General features: G+C 60.4%; 23 protein-coding genes and 1 riboswitch. Of the genes, 10 read left to right on the plus strand and 13 right to left on the minus strand.

Features of this window, described 5'->3' with window-relative positions; genetic code table 11:
• Nucleotides 1-67 precede the first annotated feature (67 nt).
• Together dprA and HYN24_RS00110 are read right to left on the minus strand one after the other, a co-directional pair.
• Complete coding sequence (dprA, locus tag HYN24_RS00105; protein ID WP_117610141.1) at nt 68-1138, minus strand: DNA-processing protein DprA; 1071 nt, start codon at nt 1136-1138, stop codon at nt 68-70.
• Between the two features lie 2 nt (nt 1139-1140).
• A complete protein-coding gene (locus tag HYN24_RS00110) occupies nt 1141-2172 on the minus strand; it encodes a LysM peptidoglycan-binding domain-containing protein (RefSeq protein WP_117607388.1) in 1032 nt (343 codons plus the stop codon).
• A 146-nt stretch (nt 2173-2318) separates the two neighbouring features.
• Here HYN24_RS00110 and def point away from each other — a divergent pair, with 146 nt between their 5' ends.
• Complete coding sequence (gene def, locus HYN24_RS00115; protein ID WP_117607389.1) at nt 2319-2822, plus strand: peptide deformylase; 504 nt, start codon at nt 2319-2321, stop codon at nt 2820-2822.
• On the plus strand, nt 2819-3742 hold the full coding sequence (fmt, locus tag HYN24_RS00120; protein ID WP_117607390.1) for a methionyl-tRNA formyltransferase: 924 nt from the start codon (nt 2819-2821) through the stop codon (nt 3740-3742). The genes def and fmt overlap by 4 nt, the downstream gene beginning before the upstream one ends.
• Nucleotides 3743-3756: 14 nt before the next feature.
• On the opposite strand, the gene speD is transcribed toward fmt, so the two are convergent.
• Entirely contained in the window at nt 3757-4137 is a 381-nt protein-coding gene (gene speD, locus HYN24_RS00125; RefSeq protein ID WP_117607391.1) for an adenosylmethionine decarboxylase, read from the minus strand.
• A gap of 3 nt (nt 4138-4140) precedes the next feature.
• Nucleotides 4141-5034, minus strand: a complete 894-nt coding sequence (locus HYN24_RS00130) for a S1/P1 nuclease (protein WP_117607392.1) — start codon at nt 5032-5034, stop codon at nt 4141-4143.
• Between the two features lie 34 nt (nt 5035-5068).
• Here HYN24_RS00130 and rsmB point away from each other — a divergent pair, with 34 nt between their 5' ends.
• The 6 genes from rsmB (at nt 5069) to HYN24_RS00160 (ending at nt 13760) form a co-directional block, all read left to right on the plus strand.
• Nucleotides 5069-6331 (plus strand): 16S rRNA (cytosine(967)-C(5))-methyltransferase RsmB, encoded by a 1263-nt coding sequence (rsmB, locus tag HYN24_RS00135; RefSeq protein ID WP_117607393.1) that lies wholly within the window; start codon nt 5069-5071, stop codon nt 6329-6331.
• A complete protein-coding gene (locus HYN24_RS00140) occupies nt 6294-6893 on the plus strand; it encodes a DUF4390 domain-containing protein (RefSeq protein WP_117607394.1) in 600 nt (199 codons plus the stop codon). Before rsmB ends, HYN24_RS00140 begins: the two co-directional genes overlap by 38 nt.
• Nucleotides 6890-9046, plus strand: a complete 2157-nt coding sequence (locus tag HYN24_RS00145) for an ATP-binding protein (RefSeq protein WP_117607395.1) — start codon at nt 6890-6892, stop codon at nt 9044-9046. Before HYN24_RS00140 ends, HYN24_RS00145 begins: the two co-directional genes overlap by 4 nt.
• The gene (locus tag HYN24_RS00150; protein WP_117607396.1) at nt 9024-10289 is read left to right on the plus strand and encodes a sigma-54 dependent transcriptional regulator; all 1266 of its coding nucleotides are present in this window, start codon (nt 9024-9026) and stop codon (nt 10287-10289) included. Before HYN24_RS00145 ends, HYN24_RS00150 begins: the two co-directional genes overlap by 23 nt.
• A 118-nt stretch (nt 10290-10407) precedes the next feature.
• Complete coding sequence (gene hemE / locus HYN24_RS00155) at nt 10408-11475, plus strand: uroporphyrinogen decarboxylase (RefSeq protein WP_117607397.1); 1068 nt, start codon at nt 10408-10410, stop codon at nt 11473-11475.
• A gap of 302 nt (nt 11476-11777) precedes the next feature.
• Nucleotides 11778-13760: a primosomal protein N' gene (locus HYN24_RS00160; RefSeq protein WP_117607398.1), complete on the plus strand. Its 1983-nt coding sequence runs from the start codon at nt 11778-11780 to the stop codon at nt 13758-13760.
• A 6-nt stretch (nt 13761-13766) separates the two neighbouring features.
• Here HYN24_RS00160 and HYN24_RS00165 read toward each other — a convergent pair whose 3' ends face one another.
• Genes HYN24_RS00165 through HYN24_RS00180 form a run of 4 tightly spaced genes read right to left on the minus strand, consistent with a single transcriptional unit; the run spans nt 13767 to nt 17247 of the window.
• Nucleotides 13767-14984, minus strand: a complete 1218-nt coding sequence (locus HYN24_RS00165; RefSeq protein ID WP_240327696.1) for a nitrate/nitrite transporter — start codon at nt 14982-14984, stop codon at nt 13767-13769.
• The gene (locus HYN24_RS00170; protein WP_117607400.1) at nt 14981-15685 is read right to left on the minus strand and encodes an MOSC domain-containing protein; all 705 of its coding nucleotides are present in this window, start codon (nt 15683-15685) and stop codon (nt 14981-14983) included. The genes HYN24_RS00165 and HYN24_RS00170 overlap by 4 nt, the downstream gene beginning before the upstream one ends.
• A gap of 18 nt (nt 15686-15703) precedes the next feature.
• Nucleotides 15704-16597 (minus strand): ROK family protein, encoded by an 894-nt coding sequence (locus HYN24_RS00175; protein WP_117607401.1) that lies wholly within the window; start codon nt 16595-16597, stop codon nt 15704-15706.
• On the minus strand, nt 16597-17247 hold the full coding sequence (locus tag HYN24_RS00180) for a bifunctional 2-polyprenyl-6-hydroxyphenol methylase/3-demethylubiquinol 3-O-methyltransferase UbiG (protein ID WP_117607402.1): 651 nt from the start codon (nt 17245-17247) through the stop codon (nt 16597-16599). The genes HYN24_RS00175 and HYN24_RS00180 overlap by 1 nt, the downstream gene beginning before the upstream one ends.
• 80 nt (nt 17248-17327) lie before the next feature.
• Here HYN24_RS00180 and HYN24_RS00185 point away from each other — a divergent pair, with 80 nt between their 5' ends.
• Nucleotides 17328-17660, plus strand: a complete 333-nt coding sequence (locus tag HYN24_RS00185; protein WP_117607403.1) for a DUF1840 domain-containing protein — start codon at nt 17328-17330, stop codon at nt 17658-17660.
• A 7-nt stretch (nt 17661-17667) separates the two neighbouring features.
• On the opposite strand, the gene HYN24_RS00190 is transcribed toward HYN24_RS00185, so the two are convergent.
• Both HYN24_RS00190 and HYN24_RS00195 read right to left on the minus strand, forming a co-directional pair.
• Entirely contained in the window at nt 17668-18042 is a 375-nt protein-coding gene (locus tag HYN24_RS00190; RefSeq protein ID WP_117607404.1) for an Hpt domain-containing protein, read from the minus strand.
• A gap of 42 nt (nt 18043-18084) precedes the next feature.
• Complete coding sequence (locus tag HYN24_RS00195) at nt 18085-18654, minus strand: hypothetical protein (RefSeq protein WP_117607405.1); 570 nt, start codon at nt 18652-18654, stop codon at nt 18085-18087.
• A gap of 123 nt (nt 18655-18777) precedes the next feature.
• On the opposite strand from HYN24_RS00195, the gene HYN24_RS00200 reads away from it, so the two are divergent.
• Nucleotides 18778-19476, plus strand: coding sequence for an N-acetylmuramoyl-L-alanine amidase (locus HYN24_RS00200; protein ID WP_240327697.1), 699 nt, complete (start codon nt 18778-18780; stop codon nt 19474-19476).
• Here the strand turns inward: HYN24_RS00200 and murB are convergent.
• From murB to HYN24_RS00215, 3 genes are all read right to left on the minus strand, one after another.
• Complete coding sequence (gene murB, locus HYN24_RS00205) at nt 19451-20464, minus strand: UDP-N-acetylmuramate dehydrogenase (RefSeq protein ID WP_117607407.1); 1014 nt, start codon at nt 20462-20464, stop codon at nt 19451-19453. The genes HYN24_RS00200 and murB overlap by 26 nt on opposite strands.
• 7 nt (nt 20465-20471) lie before the next feature.
• The gene (metH, locus tag HYN24_RS00210) at nt 20472-24137 is read right to left on the minus strand and encodes a methionine synthase (RefSeq protein WP_117610142.1); all 3666 of its coding nucleotides are present in this window, start codon (nt 24135-24137) and stop codon (nt 20472-20474) included.
• A 67-nt stretch (nt 24138-24204) separates the two neighbouring features.
• A riboswitch (S-adenosyl-L-homocysteine riboswitch) is annotated at nt 24205-24289 on the minus strand.
• An 80-nt stretch (nt 24290-24369) separates the two neighbouring features.
• Entirely contained in the window at nt 24370-25890 is a 1521-nt protein-coding gene (locus HYN24_RS00215) for a sensor domain-containing diguanylate cyclase (RefSeq protein WP_240327698.1), read from the minus strand.
• Between the last annotated feature and the right edge of the window lie 17 nt (nt 25891-25907).

Here is a 25907-nt window from a genome sequence, read left to right on the forward strand (position 1 = left end):
TGTGGAGTCCGGGGCATGATAAGTGCCCGGTGCGCGGCTTGGCAAGCCGTCTCTATATATAGTGAGCCTAGCCCAGGCGCTGGTACCGGTTGCCGGGCAAGGGGGAGATTTGGCCGGAAAGTTCCAGCATCAGGAGTTCCGGCAGCAATTGGTCAGCCCTTTGCCCGGTAAATTCGGCCAGATCGTCGAGGCTGCATGGATCGTGGCCAAGGGCGGCCAGCAGCGGGTGTTCATCGTCCGGCGAGGGACTGGCTGCAGGCTTTTCCGGGGTGGTGAACTGGCCCAGTTCTTCGAGTACATCGTTGGCCGTTTCGACCAGTTTGGCGCCCTGTTTGATCAGTTTGTGGCAGCCGCGGGCGACCGGGGAGTGAATTGAGCCAGGGATGGCGAACACCTCTCGCCCTTGCTCGCCGGCCAGCCGTGCGGTGATCAGAGAGCCGCTTTCCGGTGCCGCCTCGACGACCAGCACGCCGCGCGACAGCCCGGAGATGATACGGTTGCGGCGCGGAAAGTTGGCAGCGATGGACGGTGTCCCTAATGGAAATTCTGAAACGACGGCGCCGTGTTCGACGATGGCCTGGGCTAGTTCCTTGTTGCGGGCAGGATAGATCAGGTCGGCACCGGTGCCGATGACGGCCACGGTATCGCCGCTCGCCGCAAGTGCGCCACGGTGGGCGGCAGCATCAATACCCAGGGCCAGGCCGCTGATGATGCAGAGGCCCTTGGCGGCCAGAGCCCGGGCAAAACTTTCGGCGGTTTGGACGCCCTGCGGGGTGGCATTGCGACTGCCGACCATGGCCAGTCCCCGTGTCTGGAGCAGAGCGGGATTGCCCCGCACGTAGAGCAAGGTCGGCGGGTCGGCAATTTCGAGCAGGGCCTTCGGATAGGCCTCGTCGGCAAGGCTCAGGATATGTTGTCCGGGCTGGCTGGCCCATGCCATGCTGTGGTCGATGGCTGGCGTTGGATCGGTATCGAAGAGAAGGTCGGCCCGGTCGCCAATGACGCTACGTGCGGCGAGGCGTCCGGCGGCGAAAATGGCCTCGGGTAAACCGAAAGCGGCGAGAAGCTTTCTTTGCGACTCGCCGCCAAGGCCTGGGATTAGCGTCAGCCGCAACCAGGCGGCGAGGCCCTCAGTGATGATCACGGATTCTTTGCCGCATCCCCGATCATGACGGCCTTTGAGGCATCGACGACCAGTGCGTAGGCAACGTGGTCAAAGACACGGAAGACGAAGGCCAGGCCGTAGCGTTCTTCGGGGACCGGGGTCGATGTGCGAACGCCTTCATCGCTGATATTGACCGAGATACGATTGCGCGACAGTGCTACGACATGGCCGACTTCAAGACCATCCTTCTTGCCGCTGGTCAGCGAAACGACAGAGTTGGCGCCGCCTTCTTCAACGCCGCCATAGATCGACATGACTCTGGCAGAAATCTGCTGATCCGGACGATACGGGGCGTAGGTGATGATTTCAGGTGGCGGGGCCGGGATCAGTTCATCGCCTCGAGCCATTTCTTCCTTCGACAGCGTCACGCGCAGCGTGGCCGGCTCGCCCGGTTTGATCAGGCGGGCATTGCCAAGAAAGAAGGCCTCATAGGCAACGACCTTGCCGGTGGCCGGATCCTTGAGCGGCTTACCCTTGCGGAAAACGTGCCATTTTTCGACGCTGGCATCGGGAATCCCGCTGGCGTAGAAAGAGTCGCCGGTCCCGAGCAGCATGCGGTCTTCCTGTGCAGCCGTGATTTTGGCCCGATTGTTGGGGCCGTCGGACTCAACAATTAGCGGTTGGGAAATGAAAGGCTCAATCGCATTGGGTGGAATGCTCGGAATTGCCTTTTCTCCCGGCGTGCTGTGCACCATTGGCTGGAGCTTGCCATCCTGGCCACCGACCGGCTTGGCCATTCTGAGGCGCGGCGAACCGCTCGACATGTCGAGAACAATGATGTTGCCCGGATAGATCCAGTGGGGGTTCTTGATCTCTTCCTTGTTCATCTGCCAGATTTCCGGCCAGCGCCAAGGTTGCTTCAGGAACTTTCCCGAAATGCCCCACAGGGTGTCGCCCTTGACGACGATGTGTCGGTCGGGAGGATTGTCTACCAGCGTTAGCGGCTCAGTGGCCGATGCGCAGGCGGCCGTCACGGCCAGGATGAGCGCGGATATAATGCGAACCATAGTCGTAACCTCACGTGCCGGCGGAACGCATTGCAGTGGTCGCAGTCTCATTGGTGCGGCGATCAATTTGCGTTCCATATCTCGGGAATTGCTTTAGATTCTGCACGTAATAACCTAATCGAGCAAGCTTTTATTCCTAATTTCATATGGCCCTTCTACCCATTTTGCGTTTCCCCGACCCGCGCCTGAAAAAGGTGGCGGCACTTGTCACACGGATTGACGACAGCACCCGAAAACTGGTCGCCGACATGGCCGAAACCATGTACGAGGCGCCCGGTATCGGTCTGGCTGCGACCCAGGTCGATGTGCACCAGCGTATCGTGGTCATCGATATTTCCGAAGACAAGAGCGAACTTCAGGTATTCATCAATCCGACCCTCGGCCGGAGCGAGGGCTGTCAGTTGGGCGAAGAGGGCTGCTTGTCGGTTCCCGGAATCTACGACAAGGTCGAGCGTGCTGAGCGGGTGACCGTGAGTTATCTCGATCTCGACGGCAAGGAGCGGGTGGTGGAAGCCGAGGGCCTGCTGGCCGTGTGCATCCAGCACGAAATCGACCATCTGAACGGGGTGGTGTTCGTTGATCATCTGTCGATGCTCAAGCAGGCCCGCATCAAGAACAAGATGGCCAAGCAGGCGCGCGTCACCGCATGAAACTGATATTTGCCGGGACACCGGAGTTTGCCGCTCAGGCTTTGCAGGCCATTATCGCAGCCGGACATGAGGTGGCATTGGTGCTGACCCAGCCGGACCGTCCGGCGGGTCGTGGCATGACGCTGCAGCCGTCGGCCGTCAAAAAGGTGGCGCTCGAGCATGGGATCGAGGTTTTCCAGCCGCTCACCCTGAGGGATGCCGAAGCGCAGGCCAAAATCGCTGCATTCGGTGCCGAGGTGATGGTGGTTGCCGCCTATGGTCTGATTCTGCCGCAGGTTGTGCTCGACATGCCGCGTTTCGGTTGTATCAATATCCACGGCTCCTTGCTACCGCGCTGGCGTGGTGCCGCGCCGATCCAGCGCGCCCTGCTGGCCGGCGATGCCGAGACCGGCGTCTGCATCATGCAAATGGAAGCCGGGCTGGATACCGGGCCGGTGTTGTTGCGTCGGGCTTTTTCCATCGAAGCTGTTGATACGACGGGGACACTGCATGATCGGCTGGCCGCTCTGGGGGCGGGACTGGTCGTCGAGGTGCTCGGCAAGCTGCCTTTGCCAGCCGAGTCCCAGCCAGCCGAAGGTGTAACTTATGCCCACAAGATCGAAAAAGTCGAGGCCTTGGTCGATTGGTCGAGGAGTGCAACGGAACTGGATCGCCATATCCGTGCCTTCAATCCCTTCCCCGGGGCGCAAGCCTTGTTCGGCGGCCAGACCGTAAAAATCTGGCAGGCCACGCCGGTGGCTGGTCAGGGTGAAATCGGAGTCATCCTGAGCGTTGATCGCCACAGCATCGTGATTGCTTGTGGCGAGGGGGCGCTGGCGGTCAGTGAATTGCAAAAGGCCGGGGGCAAGCGTCTGCCGGTGCAGCAATTTCTTGCCGGTCATCCACTCAAGGTAGGTGAGCGCTTCGACAGGCCGGAGTGATCGGTTTTGTCGATTTATTCGCCGAGGTGGCCGCGTGCCACCTCTTTTTTTTCGAGGCGGCTTGGCGAGAACCAGGTAATGACTTCACCGAACAGGGCTTGTGCCTGGTGGCTGTTGTCGCCACTGAAGTTGCAGACGTAGACATCGAGCGTCACGCTGGCGATCTCCGGCCAGGTGTGTACGGCCAGGTGTGATTCGGCCAGTACAACGGTGCCGGTGACGCCAGCAGCCTGGCCGTGCTTGTCCTGAAAGGCATGGAAAAGCCGGCCGACAACCGTCAGGCCGTGGCGCTGGCAGGCGTCAACACAGAACGACTCAAGGGAGGGGGCGTCAAGAAGCCGGCCCGGCGGGCACTGGCATTCATGAAGGTCGGCAATCAGATGCAGGCCGTTCATCGATCAATGCCTCGCCGTTTCACGTGGAACTTGCGCCTTGAAGATGGCTTCGAGAAGACCGCCCAGACGGTAGCCAGCCTCGACGATGCGGCGCTCGGCAAGGTCCCGGCTACGCCGGTGAAACGCTTCACCGATTGTCGGTGGCAGACTGCCTTGGCTGTCTGGGTAGACCTCGGCGAGCAGGCGGTGGCTTTCGTTGCGCCACAGCATTACATCACCTTGCATTGGTGCCGCGTGGCTATCAAGCAATCGGGTTACATTCTGTTCCAGGCGCTTGCCGCGCAGCCACGGCGGCCCGGGCAGGTCATCCCAGTAGCTGTGCAGGTTGCCGAAGGGCTTGCGCTTGTTGAACGGGTTTTCGATGTCGACCCGGTTGCCGCCTTCGTCGCCGTGCCGTCCGACATGTAGCGGCTGGTGAATGTCGGCGACGAGATGGGCCAGCCAGGGCAGGGCGTAGCTCATTTCTGCCTTGTTCGTCCCTGCCAGAAGTTGCTTGCTCAGCCGTTCGATCTGCTGGTCGAGTTCGCCGGCTTCGGTTTTGCCATTCGCATCCAGGTCTACGTAATGCCAGCGCTTGTGACGGGCTGTCTCAGGCAGTCCGGGCACGGCGGGCGTCGGTGATTCTCGTCGTTCATCGTAGAAGCGAGGGTCGTGGCGAATGTCGTCTGGCCAGGTCGCGGCTTCGGCGAAAATATCGACACCTTTACTTGAGCGCGACTTGTCGGCCCAGCGCTGGTAGTCGGGGTGGCCGGCGAGTATTTGCGTAATCGACGTCTGCGCAGGCAAGGATAATTGCTGCCAGGCAATGACGGCGACCAGGCGATGGCCGGCTGCATTCCAGGCGCTGGCCGGAGCGTGGAAGGAAAAGAAAAACAAGGCGAGAAGGATTTGCCGCATTCGGCCATTATGCCGCGTGCGATAATGGTCGCCTATGTCCAGTTTGCGGCTTAACTCACTCGCTTACGCCTTGTTGCAGGCCTCGCGCATCGATACCGCCGTTTTAGGCGGGCAGAGTCTGGCCGACGGCCTGCTCGGCCGGGTCGACCCGGTGGCGCGACCGGCTGTGCAGGATCTTGTCTATGGCAGCCTGCGCGCCTATGGGCGGGGCGATTTCTTTCTGGCGAAGCTGCTGCAGAAGCCGCTGGCCAGTGATGAAGTGCGTGCCTTGTTGCTGGTTGCCATTTATCGCCTAGAAACCCGCCCGGATGCAGCGCATACAGTAGTCGATCAGGCGGTGTCGGCGGCCGGAGAGGTGGCCGGCGGAAATTTTCGTGCCCTGGTCAATGGCGTACTGCGCAATTTCCTGCGCCAGCAGGCCCAGTTGACCGCCGCATTTGCGGCCGACCCAGTCGCTTCCGCGATGCACCCCGATTGGTGGCTGGCCCAGTTGCAGACGGCCTATCCGCAGGATTGGCCAGCCATTGCTGCGGCCGGCAATATGCCGCCGCCGATGGGACTGCGGGTAAATACGCGTCGCGTTTCGCGGGACGATTACATCATGAAGCTGGCGGCCGAAGGTATCGCCGCCCGGCCGACTGGCGAAAGTGGGCTGGCCCTCGACCGGCCGGTATCGGTCGATGCCTTGCCCGGTTTTGCAGACGGCCTGGTGTCGGTTCAGGATCCGGGCGCCCAGATGGCTGCCGTGTTGCTTGACCTGGCACCGGGTAGCCGTGTGCTGGATGCCTGCGCAGCACCGGGTGGGAAAACGGCGCATCTGCTTGAACGCGCCGCCGATATCGATTTGCTGGCGCTTGATCTCAAGCCTTCACGCTGTCGACGCATTGCCGAGACCTTGTCGCGTCTTGGCTTGAGTGCCGAGATCAAGGATGCCGACTGTGCCACGCCGACTACCTGGTGGGATGGCCGGCCCTTCGATGCGGTTCTCGCTGACGTACCGTGTACGGCCAGCGGTGTCGTGCGGCGCAATCCGGATGCCAAGTGGTTGCGGCGCGAGGCCGACATCGCCAGCTTTGCCCGGGCGCAGGTGCGCATACTGGATGCGTTGTGGCAGGTCGTGCGGCCGGGCGGTAAACTCCTCTACGTGACCTGCTCGGTTTTCCCGGCTGAGAATGGCGGGCAGATCGACCGCTTCCTGGCGCGCCAGCCGCAGGCTCAACGGTGTCATGAAGAACAGCTATTGCCGACCGCCGAACACGATGGATTTTTCTACTGCCTTCTCGAAAAGCGTGCTTGACCACCTGCGCCGATGGCTGGTGTTGCTGGTCTTCGTGCCGGTTTTGGCATGTGCCGCAGAAATTGATATCAGCAATCCACAGATTTCGGCGGGAGAGGATGGATACGTTCTCTCCGCCGATTTCCGGCTTGAACTGAACCCCCGTCTCGAAGAAGCGGTGACCCGGGGAGTCGTACTTTATTTCGTCGCCGATTTTGAGCTGCACAAGGCGCGCTGGTACTGGCTCGATGAGAAAGTGGCCAGTCGCAGCCAGACCTATCGCCTTTCCTACCATGCCCTGACCCGGCAATTCCGGCTGTCGACCGGCGGGCTGCATCAGTCCTTCCCGACCCTGACGGAAGCGACGCAGGTCTTGTCCCGCTTGCGCAACTGGACAGTCGTCGACAAGAGCGAAAAATCGGTCCGTCCCGGTGATACCTATGAAGCGTCACTGCGCATGCGCCTTGATGTCACCCAGTTGCCGCGCCCCTTCCAGATATCGGCCCTTGGCAACAAGGACTGGAGCCTTGGTTCCGACTGGAAAACCTGGGCCGTCACTGTGCCCCCGGCGGAGGCCAAGTGAAACGTATTGTCGCCGCCGGCGGGGCTTTCGCGGCAGCCATAGGCGGCATCCTGTGGTTCCTCCTACTGATGTCCACGGCGGCCGATACGGTGCTGTTCTCGCGAAATTATCCGCTGCTCATCGCCCTCAACATCATCCTGGCCCTGGGTATGGTCGGGCTGGTTGGCTGGCAGTTGCGCACCCTTTGGCGTGACTATCAGGCCCAGGTTTTCGGGGCCCGACTCAAGCTCCGCCTGATGCTGATGTTCGGTGTCATTGCGGTGCTGCCCGGCGCGCTCGTTTATGGTGTCTCGGTCCAGTTCGTCACCCGCTCGATCGAAAGCTGGTTCGATGTGCGCGTTGAAAAGGCACTTGAATCCGGCCTGCATCTCGGCCGTTCAGCCCTCGATTCGCTGCTGCTCGATCTTGGCGACAAGGCGCGCAACATGGCTAGCGAGTTGTCGGACATCCAGGAGTCATCGCGCCGCTCGGCCCTGTTACGCCTGCGCGAAGAAAAAGGTGTTCAGTCGGCGGCGCTGTTTTCGGTGGGCGGCCAGTTGCTGTCCAGTGCCACCACCGAAATGTCCAGCCTGCTTCCCGATCTGCCCAGTCAGACGCAATTGAAGCAGGCACGCAGTACACAGATGGTGAGCACGATTGAAGGCGACGGCGGCAAGCTCTACCTGCGGGTGCTGGTTCCGGTCAGTGCTCGCGGCATGTTCGAAGAGCCGCGCATCCTGCAGCTGACCCAGCCGGTGCCGGCGGGGCTGGCCCACGACGCGGATGCCGTGCAGGACGTCTATCGCGATTACCAGGAATTGCAGTTGGCGCGCGAAGGTCTGACCCGCATCTATGCCCTGACTCTGACCCTGACGGTTCTCGTTGCGCTGTTCGGGGCCTTTGCCCTGGCCTACGTCATGGCCCGCCGGCTGGCGGCGCCCCTGTATATTCTGGCCGAGGGTACACAGGCCGTCGCGCAGGGCGACTTTTCGCCGCGTCAGGCCATCTATAGCGGCGATGAACTGGGTGTCCTCACCCAGTCATTCAACCGGATGACCCGTCAGCTCGATGACGCCCGGCGCGAAACTGAGCGCCACCGGGCCGAATTGGAGTCGGCCAGAGGCTATCTCGAATCGATCCTGGCCAATTTATCGACTGGCGTTCTGGTGTTTGACCGGCATTTTGTCCTGCGCACGGTTAACGAGGGTGCGTTGACCATTCTGAACGACGAATTCGATGGACTGATCGGTGCTGCAGCGGACAACTGGCCGCGGCAACAGGCGCTCGGCACGTTTATCCGCGAACATTTTTCGGCTACGGAAGAGGTGGAGTGGCAAGCCCAGCTTGAAATGGAGCGGCCGAATGGCATGCCGCAGGTGCTTTTGCTGCGCGGCTCACGTCTGCCGGATGCCAGTGGCGGTGGCGACGTGGTTGTTTTCGACGACGTGACCCGCCTGATCGCAGCCCAGCGCAGCGCCGCCTGGGGAGAGGTGGCGCGTCGCCTGGCCCACGAAATCAAGAATCCGCTGACGCCTATCCAGCTTTCCGCCGAACGTCTGCAATTCAAGCTCGCCGACAAGCTGTCGAATGGTGATGCGGACATGCTGGCGCGCGGCACACAGACCATCATCAACCAGGTTCAGGCCATGAAGCGCATGGTGGACGACTTCCGCGATTACGCGCGGATGCCGGCGCCGGAAGTGGCCGAACTCGATCTCAATGAGCTGATCGGTGAAGTGCTGGGCCTCTATGAAAGTTCATCGGCCACCATCGAAGCGCGCCTGGCACCCGATTTGCCGCCAATTCTTGGCGACGCGACGCAATTGCGACAGATTATTCATAACCTTTTGCGCAATGCCGAAGATGCGCTGGAGGGACTGGACGATGCGCATATCCTGATCCAGACCGGCGTACTGGCCCGTCAGGCTTGCCTGACCATCGCCGACAATGGTCCTGGCTTTCCGGTTGAGCTGCTGCCGCGTATTTTTGAACCCTATGTCACCACCAAGGCCCGCGGCACCGGCCTTGGCCTGCCCATCGTCAAAAAAATTGTCGAGGAACACCAGGGCACCATTGAAATCAGCAATGCACCAGAGGGCGGTGCGCGGATCGTCATCCGCCTGCCCCTGGTAAAAGGGGAGGAAGCCAAAAATGGCAATCATTCTGGTCGTTGACGACGAGGTCGGCATTCGGGAACTGTTGTCGGAAATCCTGATCGACGAAGGCTACGACGTGCGTGTCGCCGAAAATGCTACGGCGGCCCGACTGATTCGCAACGAACTTCGCCCGGATCTGGTCCTGCTCGATATCTGGATGCCCGATACCGATGGCATCACGCTGCTCAAGGAGTGGCACGCCGCCGGGCATCTCAACATGCCGGTGGTCATGATGTCCGGGCACGGCACCATCGACACGGCGGTAGAAGCGACGCGCTTTGGCGCCTTTGATTTTCTCGAAAAGCCGATCGCCCTGCAAAAACTGCTGTCCACCGTCCAGAAGGCGCTCAAGCATGACAAACCGGTCGCCCGTCCGGCCCTTACGCTGGAGGCATTCAGCCGCCTTTCCTTCGTCAAGGAATTCAAGCGGCGTCTGGAACAGGCGGCCGCCAAGTCGCCAATGTTGCTGATCAAGGGAGCCAACGGGGGCATGGCCGAGATTTGTGCCCGTACCCTGCAGCCGCCACGGGCACCCTGGCTTGACCTGTCCGGCATCAGCAGTGCGTTGTCGCAGGAGATGCTCGAGAAAGTGACCGGGGGTATCCTTTTTGTCCCGGAGATGGCCGGGTTGGGCAAGATGCAGCAAATGAACATGGCGTTTGCCATCGACCGCCTCGAAAAGCTCAATTTGCAACTGATTGCGGCCACGGTCAGTAGCGCCAGCGCCCTCGGCGAAGCCGGCTGGGACAGCAAGTTGCTGGCCCGTCTTGGCGAGATCTGGGTGGCCATGCCTTCGCTGGCCGGACATGGCGACGAGTTGCCGGAAATTGCCAGCCTGTTGCTGAGCAATTTTGTCGAGCGTGGCGAGGTGCCGGCGCGTCGCTTGTCCAGTGCGGCGCTGAACGCATTGCGCACCCTGTCTTGGAAAAGCAACCCGGAATCAAGCTGGAATGATCTTTACGCGCTGGTGCGGAATCTTGCGATTACATCGCTGGAAGAGGAGATCAGTGCCGATGATGTCGCCCGTGTCATGCCGAAGGACGGTGGAGAGCGTCCAGAGACGCTTTCTTTGCTGCCACTCTTCGACCAGCCGCTACGCGAGGCGCGTGACGCTTTCGAGAAAATGTATTTCGAGCATCACTTGCGTCTCGAAGGCGGGAACATGACCAAGCTGGCCGATCGTTCCGGGCTAGAACGCACGCATCTGTACCGGAAACTGAAGCAGCTTGACGTCAAACTCGGCAAGCGTAGCGAGGATTAGTAACCTACCAGCGATTTAACGTCGGATCTGCCGGTTTTCAGCATTCTGCTGGCGGAAGTGACCCGGCGTCCGGAATGGCGGATAATTCCTCCTTTCTGATTTTCAGGCGGAGTCCGACGTGAGCCGACCCAAGAACGATACTTTCCTGCGCGCCCTTCTTAAAGAGCCGACCGAATACACCCCGCTGTGGCTGATGCGCCAGGCTGGCCGTTACCTGCCTGAGTATTGCGAAACCCGCAAACGGGCCGGTAACTTCCTGAACCTGTGCAAGTCGCCGTCCATGGCCTGCGAAGTCACCCTGCAGCCGCTGGCACGTTACGACCTCGACGCAGCCATTCTCTTCTCGGACATCCTGACGGTGCCGGATGCGATGGGTCTGGGCCTCTACTTTGCCGAAGGCGAGGGACCGAAATTCGAGCGTCCTCTGCGTGAAGAGTGGGCCATCAACAACCTGACAGTGACTGATCCCTACGAGCATCTGGGCTACGTCATGGATGCCGTTTCCGAAATCCGCCGGGCCCTCGACAACTCGGTGCCGCTCATCGGCTTCTCCGGCAGTCCCTATACGTTGGCCTGCTACATGGTCGAAGGCGAGGGATCGAGTGATTTCCGCAACATCAAGGGTATGCTCTACAACCGCCCCGATCTGTTGCACCGCATCCTGTCGGTCACTGCCGATTCCGTCATCGCTTACCTGAATGCCCAGATCGACAGCGGTGCCCAGGCCGTCATGATTTTCGACACATGGGGTGGTTCGCTGTCGAACGCGGCCTACGAAGAGTTTTCGCTGCAATACATGCGTCGCATTGTTGCCGGTCTGAAAAAGGAAAAAGACGGCCAGCGCATTCCGAGCATCGTTTTTACCAAGAACGGCGGCTTGTGGCTCGAAAAGATTGCTGATATTGGTTGCGATGCCGTTGGTCTCGACTGGACTATCGACATCGGCGACGCGCGCCGTCGTGTTGGTGACAAAGTCGCGCTTCAGGGCAATCTGGATCCCAACGTGTTGTTCGCCGGGCCGGAAATTGTTGCGGCTGAAGCGAAAAAAGTGCTCGATAGTTTTGGGTCAGGTAATACTGGCCACGTGTTCAATCTCGGCCACGGTATTTCGCAATTTACGCCGCCGGAAAGTGTCACGGCACTGGTCGAAGCGGTGCACGGACATAGCCGCCTATTACGTAAGTAAGACCTCATAAGAGGGCAGCAAGGCTTGACTTATGCACAGAGTTTTGCTGCCCCCGTAAAATAAATCCAGAAAACCCCTTGACGTGGTGTAGTTTATTTAAATCGTTGAATATAAACGATTATTGGTATTGCACAATATTTCGGCAAAGTAACAAAGTCCTTACGGAACCGTTATTTGGCGCCAAACCCGAAAAGAAATCCACAAAGTTATCCACAGAATTTGTGGACAACTCAAAAACCCCGATTTTTTGCTCAAAATCAGGCTGATTTTTTGAAAAACTGAAGGTTTTAGTTGGTAAATCCATGCCCGTTTTGCGCGTCGCCCTCGATTTGCCCTTGCATCGCCTTTTCGATTATGTGGCTGAGGCAGCCTCGACCATCGATGTCGGCCGCCGGGTTAGAGTTCCATTTGGGCGGGGAGAGAAACTTGGCGTAATCGTTGATGTCGTCGACGCCAGTGACTGGCCGCTCGATCAACTCAAGGCAGCCGGCGAAATCCTCAGTGATTTGCCACCCTTGCCAGCCGATTTCTTCCGTCTATGTGAGTTTGCAAGCGCTTACTACCAGGCGGCGCTCGGTGAAGTGATTCTTCAGGCCTTGCCTGTCGGACTCAAGCGCCTCGATCCCCCGGCCCGACGAAGCGGCCGGGCCAGCCGAAAAGTCGATCCGATTCAGCCTCCGGCCCTGACCGAGGAGCAAAAGACTGCCCTGGCGGCCATAGATTTCGCGGCCGGCTTTTCGGTACATCTGCTGCATGGCGTTACGGGGAGTGGCAAGACCGAGGTTTATCTCCGGCTCGTTGAAGAGGCGCTGGCTGCCGGTCGGCAGGCCTTGTTGCTGGTTCCTGAAATCAATCTGACACCGCAACTCGAAGGCCGGGTACGGGCCCGCTTTCCCGAGGCCGGGGTCGTCTCCCTACATAGCGAACTGGCCGAAGCGGCGCGTGAGCGCAACTGGCGGGCCGCCTTTGCCGGCGAAGCGAACATCATTCTCGGCACCCGGCTTTCGATTTTTACGCCCCTGCCACGCCTTGGCCTTATCGTTATCGATGAGGAGCATGATCCTTCCTTCAAGCAGCAGGATGGCATGCGCTATTCGGCCCGCGACGTCGGCGTCTTTCGTGCGCACCAGCTTGGCATCCCAATTCTGCTGGGTTCGGCGACGCCGTCGCTGGAGTCTTGGGCCAATGCGCAGAGCCGTCGCTACGGCTTGCTGTGCCTTCATCAGCGGGCAAATCCGGAGGCAACGCTGCCCATCGTCCACGTTCTGGATACCCGGAAAATGGTGCTCAAGGAGGGGGTCAGTGAGCCACTGATCGCGGCCATCAAGGAGCGCCTTGCCCGTCGCGAGCAAAGCCTGGTATTCCTCAATCGTCGCGGCTATGCGCCAGTGTTGGCATGTCCCGCCTGTGGCTGGGTGTCGCGCTGCACGCGCTGTGCTGCCAACATGGTGCTGCATCTGGCCGATCGCCGCTTGCGCTGTCATCACTGTGGTTGCGAACACCGCGTGCCGAAGGCCTGCCCGACCTGCGGCAATCAGGACATTCATCCGTTTGGGCGGGGGACGCAGCGTCTCGAAGTGTGGTTGCAGGAGCAGTTTCCCGACGCGCGTATCCTGCGCGTCGACCGCGATTCAGTAAAAAGCCGCAAGCAGTGGGAAACGATGCTTGAATTGATTCATGGTGGCGAAGCCGACATTCTGGTCGGTACCCAGATGCTGGCCAAAGGACATGACTTTCCCCGGCTGACGTTGGTCGGTGCACTGGGCGCCGATGCTGCCCTTTATGCCGCCGACTGGCGGGCACCGGAACGACTGTTTGCCCAATTGATGCAAGTGGCCGGCCGGGCAGGGCGGGCGGAATTGAAAGGGGAGGTGCTGATCCAGACCGAGTATCCGGATCATCCCCTGTTCGCCGCGCTGACTGACCACGACTATCCACGTTTTGCTGCCCAGCAGCTCAAGGAGCGCGAGCAGGCGGGGTTCCCGCCCTATGCTTTCCAGGCCGTGCTGCGCGCCGAAGCACCGGAAATGGCCGATTCAATCGCCTTCCTGGCGGCTGCCGCCGAGTTGTCGGTGGTCGGTGAGCATGAAAAAGTCATGATTTATGATCCGGTACCGATGCGACTGGCCCGGCTGGCCAGTCTGGAGCGCGGCCAATTGCTCGCTGAATCCTATTCCCGGCCAGCCTTGCAGAATTTTCTCCCATGCTGGCGGGAAGCCATCGAGGGCCTCAAGGCCCCCTCAAAGCTCCGTTGGCACATCGAGGTAGATCCGCTCGAGTTTTGAGCCGCCTCAAGCGGTCCGACCAGGTCTGACCATCCAGAGCAAGGCCAGAAGCTGGCCGCCGAGCAGGGTGAAAAAGGCAGCCCGAAAAGCACTATCACTTGCCCATCCGCTTGCCTGAAGCCTGTCGACCAATATTCCGATGCCCCACTGAAGACCGAAAGCACCGGCGAAGACGAGCAGGTTGAGGGCGGTGTTAGCCCGTCCCGAGAGGGCCGACGGGAAGGCTTGGGCGACCAGTGAATACGACACATTGGAGAGTGAAAAACAGGCACCCAGAACCGGCCACAACAGGTTTCCGGCGAAGCCTGGCTGGCAGGTTATCAGCGTCAGCAAACCGATGGCGATGACCATCGAGCTGCGATAGATGGTGTCGAGCTTGACGCCACGCCGGACCAGACCGGTGGCGAAAAAGCCCATGAACATGAATCCGGCCAGCATGGCACCGCTTATCCAGGTCAGGCGAACGGCGATCGCGGCGCTGTCGAGCCCCTCCATGATGGTCATCCAGCGCGCCACCCATAGACCCTGAACGGCCATGAAACCTCCGGTAAACCAGAAGCCCATCGGCGCATACCGCCAGAAATGCTGGCTGGAAAATACGCTTTTGACGCCGGCCATCTGGGCGGCGAAACCAGTGCCACCAGTCTCATCCCGTTTGTCGGGGACGACCGTCCAGAGAATGGTGGCGACAGACAGGGTGATAAGTGCCAGAGCGAGGGCGATGGAGCGCCAACTGGCGTAGCCGAGCGCCAGTTCGAGTGGCTTTGAAGCGGCCAGCGCGCCGAGTCCGCCCGAGGCCATTACCCAGCCGGTCAGCGAGGCTTGCCGTTCGGGCGGAAACCACTGGGCGAAAGCCTTGAAGGAGGCCATCAGACAGGCGGAAACACCCAGCCCGATCAAGGCACGGCCAAGGGCCAGGCCACCGAGCGCATCGGAGACGGCGAAGACGGCTGCGCCGGCAGCGGCGATAACCAGCAGGCCAGCCTCGACCCGGCGTGGCCCGAAGCGGTCGAGCAGCATGCCAAGGGGCAGCTGAGCTGCGCCAAAGGCAAGAAAATACGTGCTGGTCAGTAGCCCCAGCGCGTTGTCGCCTAGGTTCAGCTCACGGGCAAGGACAGGTCCGATGACTGCATTCGCCGTGCGAAAAAGGTAAGAGAGAAAATAACCGGCGGCAAAGGGCAGGAACAGCCTTAGCCATAGCTTGCGGTTGTCGGTGGGATTCACGGGTTCTCCGGTTTCACGTGGAACGGCACTGGGTCGGATGGCGTCTTTTCTGGATTTTTTCGTAGCCATTCGATCCGTGCGATGACTTTCTGCTGCCAGTTATGGGCAATGCCGGGGCTGGCCGCCAGCTTCTCGAGATCAGCCAGTGCCGGCCGGTGAGTCTGCCAGAGACGCATCGCCGCGGCCATGGTTAGGCTGTCTTGAGCGGGGGACAGCAGTTCCAGACGGTCATCCGGCGTCACCAGGCCAGGCGTGGTGACCCGCCAATACCAGCCGGTCAGGCCATGATCGGCAATGAAGGCAGCCATGCCGTCGCTGGCAAAGCGTTCGTCGATCTTCCAGCATGGATTGCGCGGCTGGCACACTTGCAGCTGCGCGCCGCCAAGGCACCAGATATCGCCGATCCGCACATCATTTTCGTCGAGTTCGGCGGTCGAAATGTTTTCCCCGATACTGCCAATGACCAAACTTGCCGCAGCTTCCGGGAATTCTGCGGCCAGCCTGGCGTAATGGGCAGCCGGATAGAGATGGACCGCTTTATCGGGGCCGCCATGCACTCGCCGGTCGGCCTGCTCGTCGCCGGCGAAGCCTTCCAGACCGAGCGTGAGGGGGCCATTGACCGGTTGCTTGTACATGCCGGTCGGTCGGCCCGAGCCGGGGAGTGGGCGTATGCCACCAATAAAGAGGGAAACGTGTGCCATGGTCGTCCGATTTTGCCATCAATTCCACAACCATGCTGCGCCACGTACCCCCGAGGAATCCCCATGCATCGGCGGCAGAAACTTTGTGTTAAAGGCGTCAGAAAAGACGTATGGTCTGCAGCATTCCGGCAGGTTTCGGTAAAGCCGTTGCATGCCCGACAGGCCGCCACCGATGACGATGACTTGCGGATCGAGAATGTTGATGACACCGGCCAGGGCGCGGCCGAGGCGGGCCTCAAAGCGGCGCAGAGAAGCTTCGCAGGCCGCGTCGCCGGCTGCAGCGCGATGATCGATGACATCGCTGCCCAGGTGCTGGCCGGTATGGCGGAGATGGTCAGCACTCAGCGCCGGACCTGAAAGAAAGGCTTCGATGCAGCCATTCCGGCCGCAGTAGCAGGGCGGTAGTGGAAGATCGTCGCCTATCGGGAGGGGCAGAGGATTATGACCCCACTCGCCGGCGATGGCATTGGCCCCGGTCAGTGCTTGCTGGTCGATCACAATCCCGCCGCCGACCCCGGTGCCGAGAATGATTCCGAAAACGACCTTGGCGTCCCGGCCGCTGCCATCTACCGCCTCGGAGAGCGCAAAGCAGTTGGCGTCGTTGGCCAGCCTGACCTCCCGCTGGAGCAATGCCTGCAGATCGCGCCGCAACGGTTGGCCGATCAGGCAGGTTGAATTGGCATTCTTGATCAGACCGGAGACCAGTGATTCGGCGCCCGGAATGCCGATCCCGACACTGCCACGGCTCCCGAGTTCGCTTTCGGCGCTTTCGACCAGGCCGGCGATGGCCATCAGTGTTGCCATATAGTCGCCGGACGGGGTCGGGATGCGCTGGCGCAGCAAAACACCACCATCGTCGGCTAGCGCGATGATCTCGATCTTGGTGCCGCCAAGGTCTACACCCAGCCGCATCAGACGCGAACGGCGATGCCCTTGACGTTGCCGTAGGTGGTCGTCAGTGTGCGCAGGACGCTGGCACCGGCCTCGAGCAGCAACATGAACAGGTTACGTTCGGTATAAAGGCAGACTTGTTGGCGAATCCCGTATTTTTCAGCGAGGGCCGGGGATAGTTTTCCGAAGCGCTGATCGATGCTCGATTCACCGGCGCTATAGCCCTCACTCAGTTCGGAGTGCAGGCCAAGGACCGAGATGTACAACTTGCCACCGATCTTCAGCTTGAGCAGCAGTTGCCGGACAATCCGGCGGGCATCGTCGTAAGGCATGCTGCACAGGCCGCGCCGGATGACGATCAGGTCGAATGGTTCGCCGGGCAGGTTGTCCGGCAGGTCGGCCAGGTTGCATGGGGCAAAGGAGATCTCCTCGCGCAAGCCAGCGGCGAGAATTCTGCCGTCAATGTCGGTGGCAACATCGGCGTGGTCGGCAACGATGACCTGGGCACCAAGACGGGCAAACTTGATGGCCATCTCGCAGCGCTTGTCGGGGAGAATCAGGACCGAAACGCGCTGATCGAAACGATGGCGCTTGACGCATTCTTCGAGCGCGTAGCGCTCAAGTTCGTCAGCCCCTGTTTCAAGCGGATTGGCAGTAATATTCGCGGACATGATTTTGTCTCCCTTCGCTTCATTGTGCACAAGGCGGAGCAGCGTGACAACCGCGAATCCGTGCAGCGAAAGGAAATCCCATGCTTGTCCGCTTTCTATCCAGTGAAACCGGTGAATTGCTGATGTTTTCCGAGGCGGCAGGGCCACTCCTGCAGGCTCTTGGCAAGGCCACCACGGCGCGTGGTACCTTTACCCAGGCCGAGATGGGAGCGGCCGCCCAGGCTTTACGTGAGGCCGTGCAGCGTGCCGATGCGCCGCCGCCCGATGACGACGAACTCGACGAGATGGGCAAAAAGAAGCCGCCTGTCGTCGCCATGAGCCAGCGGGCCTGGCCATTGATCGACATGCTGGAGCGAAGCAGCCGGGGCGGCCCCAAGGCGAATATCGTCTGGGAAGCGTCAGCCGACTTCTGAAAGCCGGCTAACCGGCTGGCTTGATACCAAAGCCGAGGGCGATTCCTTCGCTCACTGTGCGCAAGGCCTGTTCGAATTGACCGAATACTTCGGTTGAGGGTATTTCACCGCCATGCAGGACTTTCTCGAGGGCAGCGGCCGCGTTTTGCAGTTCCTGGGCCCCGATTGTCCCAGCCAGCCCCTTGGTGGAGTGGGCCTGGCGTTCGGCAGTGGCAAAATCACCCTGGTCGAGGGCCGTGCGAATGGCCTTGGGTACATCGATGGTGCGGGTATAAACATCCCGCACTATCTTTTCGTACAGCTCGGGCTTGTTCATCATGCGTCTCAGGCCGTCGGCCTTGTCGATGCCAGGGAGGTCGGGCAGTCCGTTTGCGTCGGTCATGGCTATCCCTTCAAGGCGCCCAGGTTTTGACCAGCCGCCTGATCAAAAAAGTTCGATGTCATCGCTCTTTTCCTTCATTTCTGCCATGTAATTGTCGACGGCTTCCTGGACCGGCATGCCTTGCATGACGGCTTCGAACATGGCGATTTCCTCGCGCGTCGAATACTTGCTGCGGATCTTGTCCTGCAGGCCAACCCATTCACCAGGGTTGAACAGGCGCTTGTTATCGGCAACCAGGGTGCTGAGATCGCCCAGACTGATACCGACGTGGGCCAAGCGCTGAACCAGTTTGTCGTAAAACTGGAAGGCGATGATGGCCTGGTGCACCATGCTGGATACGTGGTCGGAGACGCCGCTGAGATTTTGCTTGGCAATGCCGACGGCACCCTCGTCGGGCAGGGTCTGCACGGTGTCGGAAATGACCCGCATGTAGCCGGCCATGGTCGTGAAGGACTTGGTCAGAACGTCAACCGACGTGTCGCTATCCTTCATTGCCGCCTCGATCTGCACCGCAGCCAGCTCCAGCATCAATACGGTTTCCCTGACCTGACTCCAGCTCAGGTCAGGCGTACGGGCAGTCGTGCCGCGTGGATGGATCGTTTCGTCATTCATTATTTTTGCCCCCTCACTGACGAGAAACTATAGCGCAAAATTCAGTGAGGATTTCTGTCTCTTGCGGACCCTCCATGCTGGGTGGCGATTTGGCGTGATAATGAGGCGATGTTTTCAAAGCCCATGCTCATATTGTGGCTGTTGTTCAGCGTCGCTGAAGCGACGGCTGAGCCGCCCCTAATCGCCATCGATGTCGGGCATGGCGGTGCCGATGGTGGGGCGACGAGTGCACGGGGTCGTCCGGAATTCGCCTTCAACCGTGATTTGGCGGGTGTTCTCGCTGATGTGATGCGGGCCCGCGGTCAGCGTGTTCGCGAAGTCAATTTTTCTGGTGATATTGGCCATCTGGCAGCGCGCCCCGAGCGGGCGTTGGGCAGTGACTTTTTCATCTCGATCCACCACGACTCGATTGGCGAGGCATGGCTAAAACCGTGGCTGTGGGCGGGCCATGAGCAGACTTACACGGAGGTCAAGCGTGGCTACGGCCTCTTCATCTCGGCGCAGAATCCCTATCCGGAGACCAGCCTGCGCTGCGCCTCGGCGATGGGTGCCGTGTTGCGGCGGGCCGGCTTCACCCCGTCTACCTGGCATGGTCGACGACATCTGGCTGCCGATGCCGAAAATGGCGTCTGGTATTACGACAATCTTGTTGTGCTTTACCGGACGACCTTGCCGGCGGTCCTCTTTGAGGCCGGGGTGATCAAACACCGGGATGAAGAACTGGAATTGCTCGACGCCGAACGTCAGGCCCGGATGGCTGATGCCCTGGCAACCGGGTTGGCCGCGTGCCTGTCGGTTACAGGAATATCGGCTCGGGAGTAAGGTCGACGGCGAATTTCGCCTTCACGTCGGACTGAACAGCGACCATCGTCCGTTTGACGTCAGCACCGGTTGCACCGCCGTGATTGACCAGCACCAGCGCCTGTTTTTCGTACATGCCGACCGGGCCGAGGGACTTGCCTTTCCAGCCGGCCTGTTCGATCAGCCAGCCGGCCGCCAGTTTGACCTGGCCATCGGGCTGTGGATAGCGGGGGAGCGTCGGGTAGTCGGCAGCCAAGGCGTCAGCCCGGGCCAGATCGACGACGGGATTGTGGAAAAAGCTGCCGGCGTTCGGCGTGATCGACGGGTCCGGCAGCTTGCGCTGGCGGACGGCGATGATCGCCCTGGCGATATCCTGTGGTGTCGGCGAGGCGATGCTGTGGACGGCAAGTTCCTGCGTCACGTCGGCGTAGCGGATGTTGGGCGTCCACGCCTTGGGAAGCCGGAATACGACCGAAGTAATCGCCATTCGCCCACTCAAATGCCAGCCTTCCTGCTTGAAAAGGCTGTCGCGGTAGCCGAAACGGCACTGCTCGCGGTTTAGCGTCAGAAACGCCTGCTGGTCAAAATCCCAGGCGGTCAGCGCATGGAAACATTCGCCCACTTCCAGCCCATAGGCACCGATATTCTGGATCGGTGCCGCCCCGACCGTGCCGGGAATCAGGCTGAGGTTTTCCAGTCCCGGCCAGCCCTGTTGCAATGTCCACTGAACAAAATCATGCCAGTTTTCACCGGCCCCGGCTTCGATATAGAAAGCGTCGGTATCTTCCTTGATCAGGTGCTTGCCGGGGATCGCCATATGCAGGACGAGGCCATCGAAATCTCCAGTCAGGACGAGGTTGCTGCCGCCGCCGAGGATGAAGCGTTTGCCGTCACCGATCTGAACGGTGGCCAGTTCACCAGCCGAGACAATGCGGATATAACGCGCCGCCCGGCCCGGCAGGGCGAGGGTGTTGCAGTGCGTCAGATCGGCGGCGGCGATTTCGTTCATCACGGATTCAGAGCAGGGGGGCCAGCCAGTACTCGGCGTCCTTGATGGCCATGCCCTTGCGTGCCGCCCAGTCTTCGAGCTGATCCCGGCTGATTTTCGGAATGGCAAAATAGGCCGCGTCGGGATGGCCGATATAGAAGCCTGAGACGGCTGCGGCCGGTGTCATTGCACAGGACTCGGTGAGGTGCATGCCGGCGTTGGCCGGCGCATCGAGCAGGGCGAACAGTTCGCGCTTGGCCGTGTGATCCGGGCAGGCCGGGTAGCCGGGGGCGGGGCGGATGCCCTTGTATTGCTCGTTGATCAGGGCATCGTTGTCGAGCGACTCGTTGGCACCATAGCCCCAGTAGTGAGTACGTACTCGCATGTGGAGCCACTCAGCAGCGGCTTCGGCCAGGCGATCGGCCAGCGATTTCAGCATGATCGCAGAATAGTCGTCATTGGCCTTTTCGAAGGCGGCAACGCGCTCATCAATACCAAGGCCGGCAGTAACGGCGAAGGCGCCGACGTAATCTTGATCGCCGACGTAATCAGCTAGTGCAACGTTGTAGCGGCCCTTCGGTTGCTTGTGCTGCTGACGCAGGCCGACCCAGCGGGTCAGTTCGGTGCTGCGGCTTTCATCGCCATAAATAATGATGTCTTCGTTTTCACCCCGGGCCGGGTAGAGGCCGAAGACGGCTTTGGCGGTCAGCCAGTTTTGCGCAACGATCTTGGCCAGCATGGCCTGGGCGTCGGCGAACAGCTGGCGGGCGGTTTCGCCGACCACGTCGTTCTGCAGGATGGCCGGGTAGCGACCGGCCAGATCCCAACTCTGGAAGAAGGGCGACCAGTCGATGTAGGGAACCAGTTCGGCCAGCGGGATGGTCAGCGCCTGGCGACCGGACAGCGCCGGCTTGACCGGAGTAAATCCGTCGTTCCACGTGAAACGGTTGGCGCGTGCTTCAGCCAGCGTCACCATCGTGGCACCCTTGCGGCCGGCATGTTCGGCCCGCACGCTGGCGTATTCGGCAACGATTTCAGCCATGTAGCCGTCGCGCTGGTCGGCTGAGAGCAGCTTGGTGGCGACGCCGACGGCGCGCGAGGCATCGGGGACGTAAACCACGGCACCATTGGTGTTGGGGGCGATCTTGATCGCCGTATGGGCGCGGCTGGTTGTGGCGCCGCCGATCAGCAGTGGCTGCTTCATGCCCTGGCGCTGCATTTCGCTGGCGACGTGGGCCATTTCCTCGAGCGACGGGGTGATCAGGCCGGACAGGCCGATGATGTCGACACGATGCTCCAGGGCGGCCTTCAGGATGTTGTCGCAACTGACCATGACGCCGAGGTCGACGACATCGTAGCCATTACAGCCGAGGACGACGCCAACGATGTTCTTGCCGATGTCGTGTACATCACCCTTGACCGTGGCCATCAGGATCTTGCCCTTGCTGCCCAGGCCGGTGCGGGTCTTTTCCGCCTCGATGTAGGGGAGCAGGTGGGCCACCGCCTGTTTCATGACGCGGGCCGACTTGACCACCTGTGGGAGGAACATCTTGCCGGCGCCGAAGAGATCGCCGACGACGTTCATGCCGTTCATCAGCGGGCCTTCGATGACGGCGAGCGGTGGCTTGCCTTTACCTTCAAGTTTGGCGCGGACTTCTTCGGTGTCGGCCACGACGAAATCGGTAATGCCCTTGATCAGTGCATGTTCAAGGCGCTTTTCGACGGATTGCTGACGCCTCGAAAGGTCGGGGCCGCTATCCTTGGCTTTACCCTCTTTCACGGTCTGGGCGAAATCGACCAGAGCCTCGCCCGCTTCCGGGTGGCGATTGAGGACGACAGCCTCGACCTTGTCGCGCAGTACCGGGTCCAGGTCATCGTAGATGCCGAGCATGCCGGCATTGACGATACCCATGGTCATGCCGTTCTTGATGGCGTGATAAAGGAAAACGGTGTGGATCGCCTCGCGCACGGCGTCATTGCCACGGAAGCTGAACGAGACGTTGGAGACGCCGCCGGAAATGTGGGCGTGCGGCAGGTTTTCCTTGATCCAGCGCACCGACTCGATGAAATCGACGGCGTAGTTGTCGTGTTCGGGAATGCCGGTGGCGATGGCAAAAATGTTCGGGTCGAAGATGATGTCTTCGGCCGGAAAACCAATGCTGAGCAGAAGGTCGTAGGCGCGCTTGCTGATTTCAGTCTTGCGGGCGAAGGTGTCGGCCTGGCCCTTTTCGTCGAAGGCCATGACGATGACCGCAGCGCCGTATCGGCGGGCGAGTTTGGCCTGTTCGATGAACTTGGCTTCGCCCTCCTTCATCGAGATTGAATTGACGATGCCCTTGCCCTGGATGCACTTGAGGCCGGCTTCGATGACTTCCCATTTCGACGAGTCGATCATGATCGGCACGCGGGAAATGTCGGGTTCCGAGGCGATCAGTTTGAGGAAGCGATCCATCGCTGCCAGCGAGTCGAGCATCGCCTCGTCCATGTTGATATCGATGACCTGGGCACCATTCTCGACCTGCTGGCGGGCAACAGCCAGGGCGTCGTCGAAGCGGCCTTCGAGGATCATGCGGGCGAAGGCTTTCGAGCCGGTGACGTTGGTTCGTTCGCCGACGTTCACGTAGAGCGAATCGGCGCCGACATTGAACGGCTCCAGCCCGGACAGGCGGAGTTTCTTCTCGATGCTCGGGATTTTTCTTGGGGCGACCGCTGCGACGCGTTGAGCAATCGCCTGGATGTGCTCGGGCGAAGTGCCGCAGCAGCCGCCGACGATATTGACGATGCCGCTCTTTGCCCAGCCCTCGATTTCATCGGCCAGCATGTCGGCGGTTTCGTCGTAGCCGCCGAAGGCATTGGGCAGGCCGGCATTCGGGTGGGCCGAGATGTAGCAGTCGCAGACGCGCGACAGTTCCTCGACGTACTGGCGCAGTTCCTTGGCGCCGAGTGCACAGTTCAGGCCGAAGGAGAGCGGCCGGATATGGTTCAGCGAATTCCAGAATGCCTCGGCTGTCTGTCCCGACAACGTGCGGCCGGAAGCGTCGGTAATCGTGCCGGAAATCATCACCGGCCAGCGGCGGCCGGCCTGCTCGAAGAATTGTTCGATGGCGAACAAGGCGGCCTTGGCGTTGAGCGTATCGAAAACGGTTTCGACGAGCAGGATGTCGGCGCCACCATCGGTCAGGCCGCGAATCGCTTCGAGGTAATCGGTGACCAGAGCGTCGAAGGTGACATTGCGATAACCGGGGTCGTTCACATCCGGCGAGATCGAGGCAGTGCGACTCGTCGGGCCGAGAACGCCGGCAACGAAGCGCGGCTTGGCCGGGTTGGCGGTGGTGAATTCATCGCACAGGCGGCGGGCGAGGGTGGCACCCTCGACGTTCAGTTCGTAGACGATGGGCTCAAGTTTGTAATCAGCCTGCGACACCGCGGTGGAATTGAAGGTGCAGGTTTCGAGAATGTCGGCCCCGGCTTCGAGGTATTCGCGGTGAATGCCGCCGATGACATCGGGTCGGGTCAGGACCAGCAGGTCGTTGTTGCCCTTGAGGTCATGTCGGTGATCGGCGAAACGCGTGCCGCGATAGTCGGCTTCCTGCAATCCGTGACGCTGGATCATCGTGCCCATGGCCCCGTCGAGGACGAGCATTCTTTGGGCGAGCAGGGCGGAAAGTTCGGCGGTACGGTCGGTTTGCTGCATGATCACCTCGGCAAAACAAAATGACGCCGGGTACGCCGCAAAAACGAACGGCGCCACAAACCGGCTGGGTTTGCGAGCGCCGTTGATCATTGCCGAGCCTGGCCCCGGCATTCACGTCAAGCATGAAAAGGGTCGCAGCGCTCCTCGGCAGAATGACTAGTTTACCGGCCTGAAGGCCAGATGCCAAGTTAAGCGACTGATTTTGTGGCAAAGGCGAGGCGGCTGTAGTGCTTCAGCCGGGCACCCCGGCAAACACCGAAACCGCATTGCGTCCCTGATCTTTGGCCTGGTACATGGCCTGATCAGCCAGTTTGCGCAGGGTATCCAGGCTGATGCCATGCGTCGGACAAATGGCGATGCCGATACTGCAAGACAGGTCGAGAGGCCCGGCCGTTGTTTCGATAGGGGCTGAAATGGCAGCCAGCAGCTTCCTGCCGACGTTTTCGGCATCCTCAATGTTCAGGATGTTGGCCAGCAGGATGACAAATTCGTCGCCGCCGTAGCGGGCAACCGTGTCACAGGCGCGCAGTTCATCCGCCATGCGGGTGGCACAGGCGGTCAGGACCTGATCGCCCACATCGTGGCCATAACGATCATTGATTTCCTTGAAGTGATCGAGATCAGCCAGCAGCAAGGCAAAGGCATTGCCATTTCGCTGCCAGTTGCGGAAGGCATGCTCAAATCGATCAGTAAACAGAAAGCGATTGGGCAGGCCGGTCAGGAGATCGTGGGTGGCCAGATAGGCTGAACGCTCCTGTTCGATCTCGGCCTGATCGAGACTCAGGTAGTGGCGAACGGTGACCCAGGGAACGACAATCAGGGCTGCGCCGAGCAGAAGCAGGACGAGAAGCTGCTCGGCATGAAAAAAATCGCGCCACAATAATTGACGCTCGAAGGTCATCACCGTCGGCTGCGAAACATTGTCGATGCGTAGCTGCCGCGAAAATCGAGGCAACATCAGCCTGTCGAGGAGGCCTGCTTCGGCAGCCTGGTGGGCGAAAAGCTGGCTCTGGGGATTGCCGGGCGGCGTGATGATTGCCGCAAAGCTGATTTGCTCGTGATCGCCCTCCCTGCTTCTGGCGGGGACCAGGGACCGGGTCTTGATCAGCAGCAGGGCGACCATGGTATCGCCGAAGAAATTGAGGTCTGTCCCGGCTTTCCCAGCTTTCCGACTGACTTCCTGCAGCAGGATATAGGCACCATCGCCTTCGTACATGCTGAATACCGGCGAAACCACCGGCTTGATGTTGCGGTGGGCCAGAGCCATAGTGCGCGACAAATAGTCGACTGTTTCGAGGCGCAATCCGTAAATTGCCTGGGCTTCGGGCAGCGCCGGATACATGAAGAGGATGGGCCACGTTATATTCTTTTGGCTGTCATCCTGAAACGGTCTGCCGGTGAGTTCGGAGAAATCCTTGATCGAAAAATCGGAACGCCAAGTTTGGCGTAGCGTACCTTGGAATTGGAGTTCTTCCGAGAGGGCTACCCGACGGGCAACTTCGATCATGTAGATGTGAGGATAGGCCGCAGTGGCTGCGGCAGCGTACTTCATTGCCGAGTCGGTATCGCTGCGATCGACTGCCTGCAGGAATGCTGAAAATCCGGCGAGAACAGCTTCGTTGGTATCCAGCTTCTGCTTGACGTCACTGACGATGAGCCGGACATCTTCGTCGAAATGGCTTTCCCATCGGCTGATTTCCGCCAACATCAGCATGTGCGTGACGAAGGCGATGGCACCAAGCCAGGCAGTCATCAGAGCGAGCAGAGTGG

Source organism: Dechloromonas sp. HYN0024 (assembly GCF_003441615.1).
In the GTDB taxonomy this organism is placed as follows: domain Bacteria; phylum Pseudomonadota; class Gammaproteobacteria; order Burkholderiales; family Rhodocyclaceae; genus Azonexus.

Excerpts from the sequence above, each read along its gene's own strand:
- HYN24_RS00150 (WP_117607396.1), top strand. The coding sequence starts at position 9,024 with ATGGCAATCATTCTGGTCGTTGACGACGAGGTCGGCATTCGGGAACTG.
- murB (WP_117607407.1), bottom strand. The coding sequence starts at position 20,464 with ATGAACGAAATCGCCGCCGCCGATCTGACGCACTGCAACACCCTCGCC.
- HYN24_RS00185 (WP_117607403.1), top strand. The coding sequence starts at position 17,328 with ATGCTTGTCCGCTTTCTATCCAGTGAAACCGGTGAATTGCTGATGTTT.
- metH (WP_117610142.1), bottom strand. The coding sequence starts at position 24,137 with ATGCAGCAAACCGACCGTACCGCCGAACTTTCCGCCCTGCTCGCCCAA.
- HYN24_RS00110 (WP_117607388.1), bottom strand. The coding sequence starts at position 2,172 with ATGGTTCGCATTATATCCGCGCTCATCCTGGCCGTGACGGCCGCCTGC.
- HYN24_RS00175 (WP_117607401.1), bottom strand. The coding sequence starts at position 16,597 with ATGCGGCTGGGTGTAGACCTTGGCGGCACCAAGATCGAGATCATCGCG.
- fmt (WP_117607390.1), top strand. The coding sequence starts at position 2,819 with ATGAAACTGATATTTGCCGGGACACCGGAGTTTGCCGCTCAGGCTTTG.
- HYN24_RS00130 (WP_117607392.1), bottom strand. The coding sequence starts at position 5,034 with ATGCGGCAAATCCTTCTCGCCTTGTTTTTCTTTTCCTTCCACGCTCCG.
- HYN24_RS00140 (WP_117607394.1), top strand. The coding sequence starts at position 6,294 with ATGGATTTTTCTACTGCCTTCTCGAAAAGCGTGCTTGACCACCTGCGC.
- HYN24_RS00160 (WP_117607398.1), top strand. The coding sequence starts at position 11,778 with ATGCCCGTTTTGCGCGTCGCCCTCGATTTGCCCTTGCATCGCCTTTTC.
- HYN24_RS00215 (WP_240327698.1), bottom strand. The coding sequence starts at position 25,890 with ATGACTGCCTGGCTTGGTGCCATCGCCTTCGTCACGCACATGCTGATG.
- HYN24_RS00195 (WP_117607405.1), bottom strand. The coding sequence starts at position 18,654 with ATGAATGACGAAACGATCCATCCACGCGGCACGACTGCCCGTACGCCT.
- HYN24_RS00170 (WP_117607400.1), bottom strand. The coding sequence starts at position 15,685 with ATGGCACACGTTTCCCTCTTTATTGGTGGCATACGCCCACTCCCCGGC.
- speD (WP_117607391.1), bottom strand. The coding sequence starts at position 4,137 with ATGAACGGCCTGCATCTGATTGCCGACCTTCATGAATGCCAGTGCCCG.
- HYN24_RS00200 (WP_240327697.1), top strand. The coding sequence starts at position 18,778 with ATGCTCATATTGTGGCTGTTGTTCAGCGTCGCTGAAGCGACGGCTGAG.
- HYN24_RS00190 (WP_117607404.1), bottom strand. The coding sequence starts at position 18,042 with ATGACCGACGCAAACGGACTGCCCGACCTCCCTGGCATCGACAAGGCC.
- HYN24_RS00180 (WP_117607402.1), bottom strand. The coding sequence starts at position 17,247 with ATGTCCGCGAATATTACTGCCAATCCGCTTGAAACAGGGGCTGACGAA.
- def (WP_117607389.1), top strand. The coding sequence starts at position 2,319 with ATGGCCCTTCTACCCATTTTGCGTTTCCCCGACCCGCGCCTGAAAAAG.
- rsmB (WP_117607393.1), top strand. The coding sequence starts at position 5,069 with ATGTCCAGTTTGCGGCTTAACTCACTCGCTTACGCCTTGTTGCAGGCC.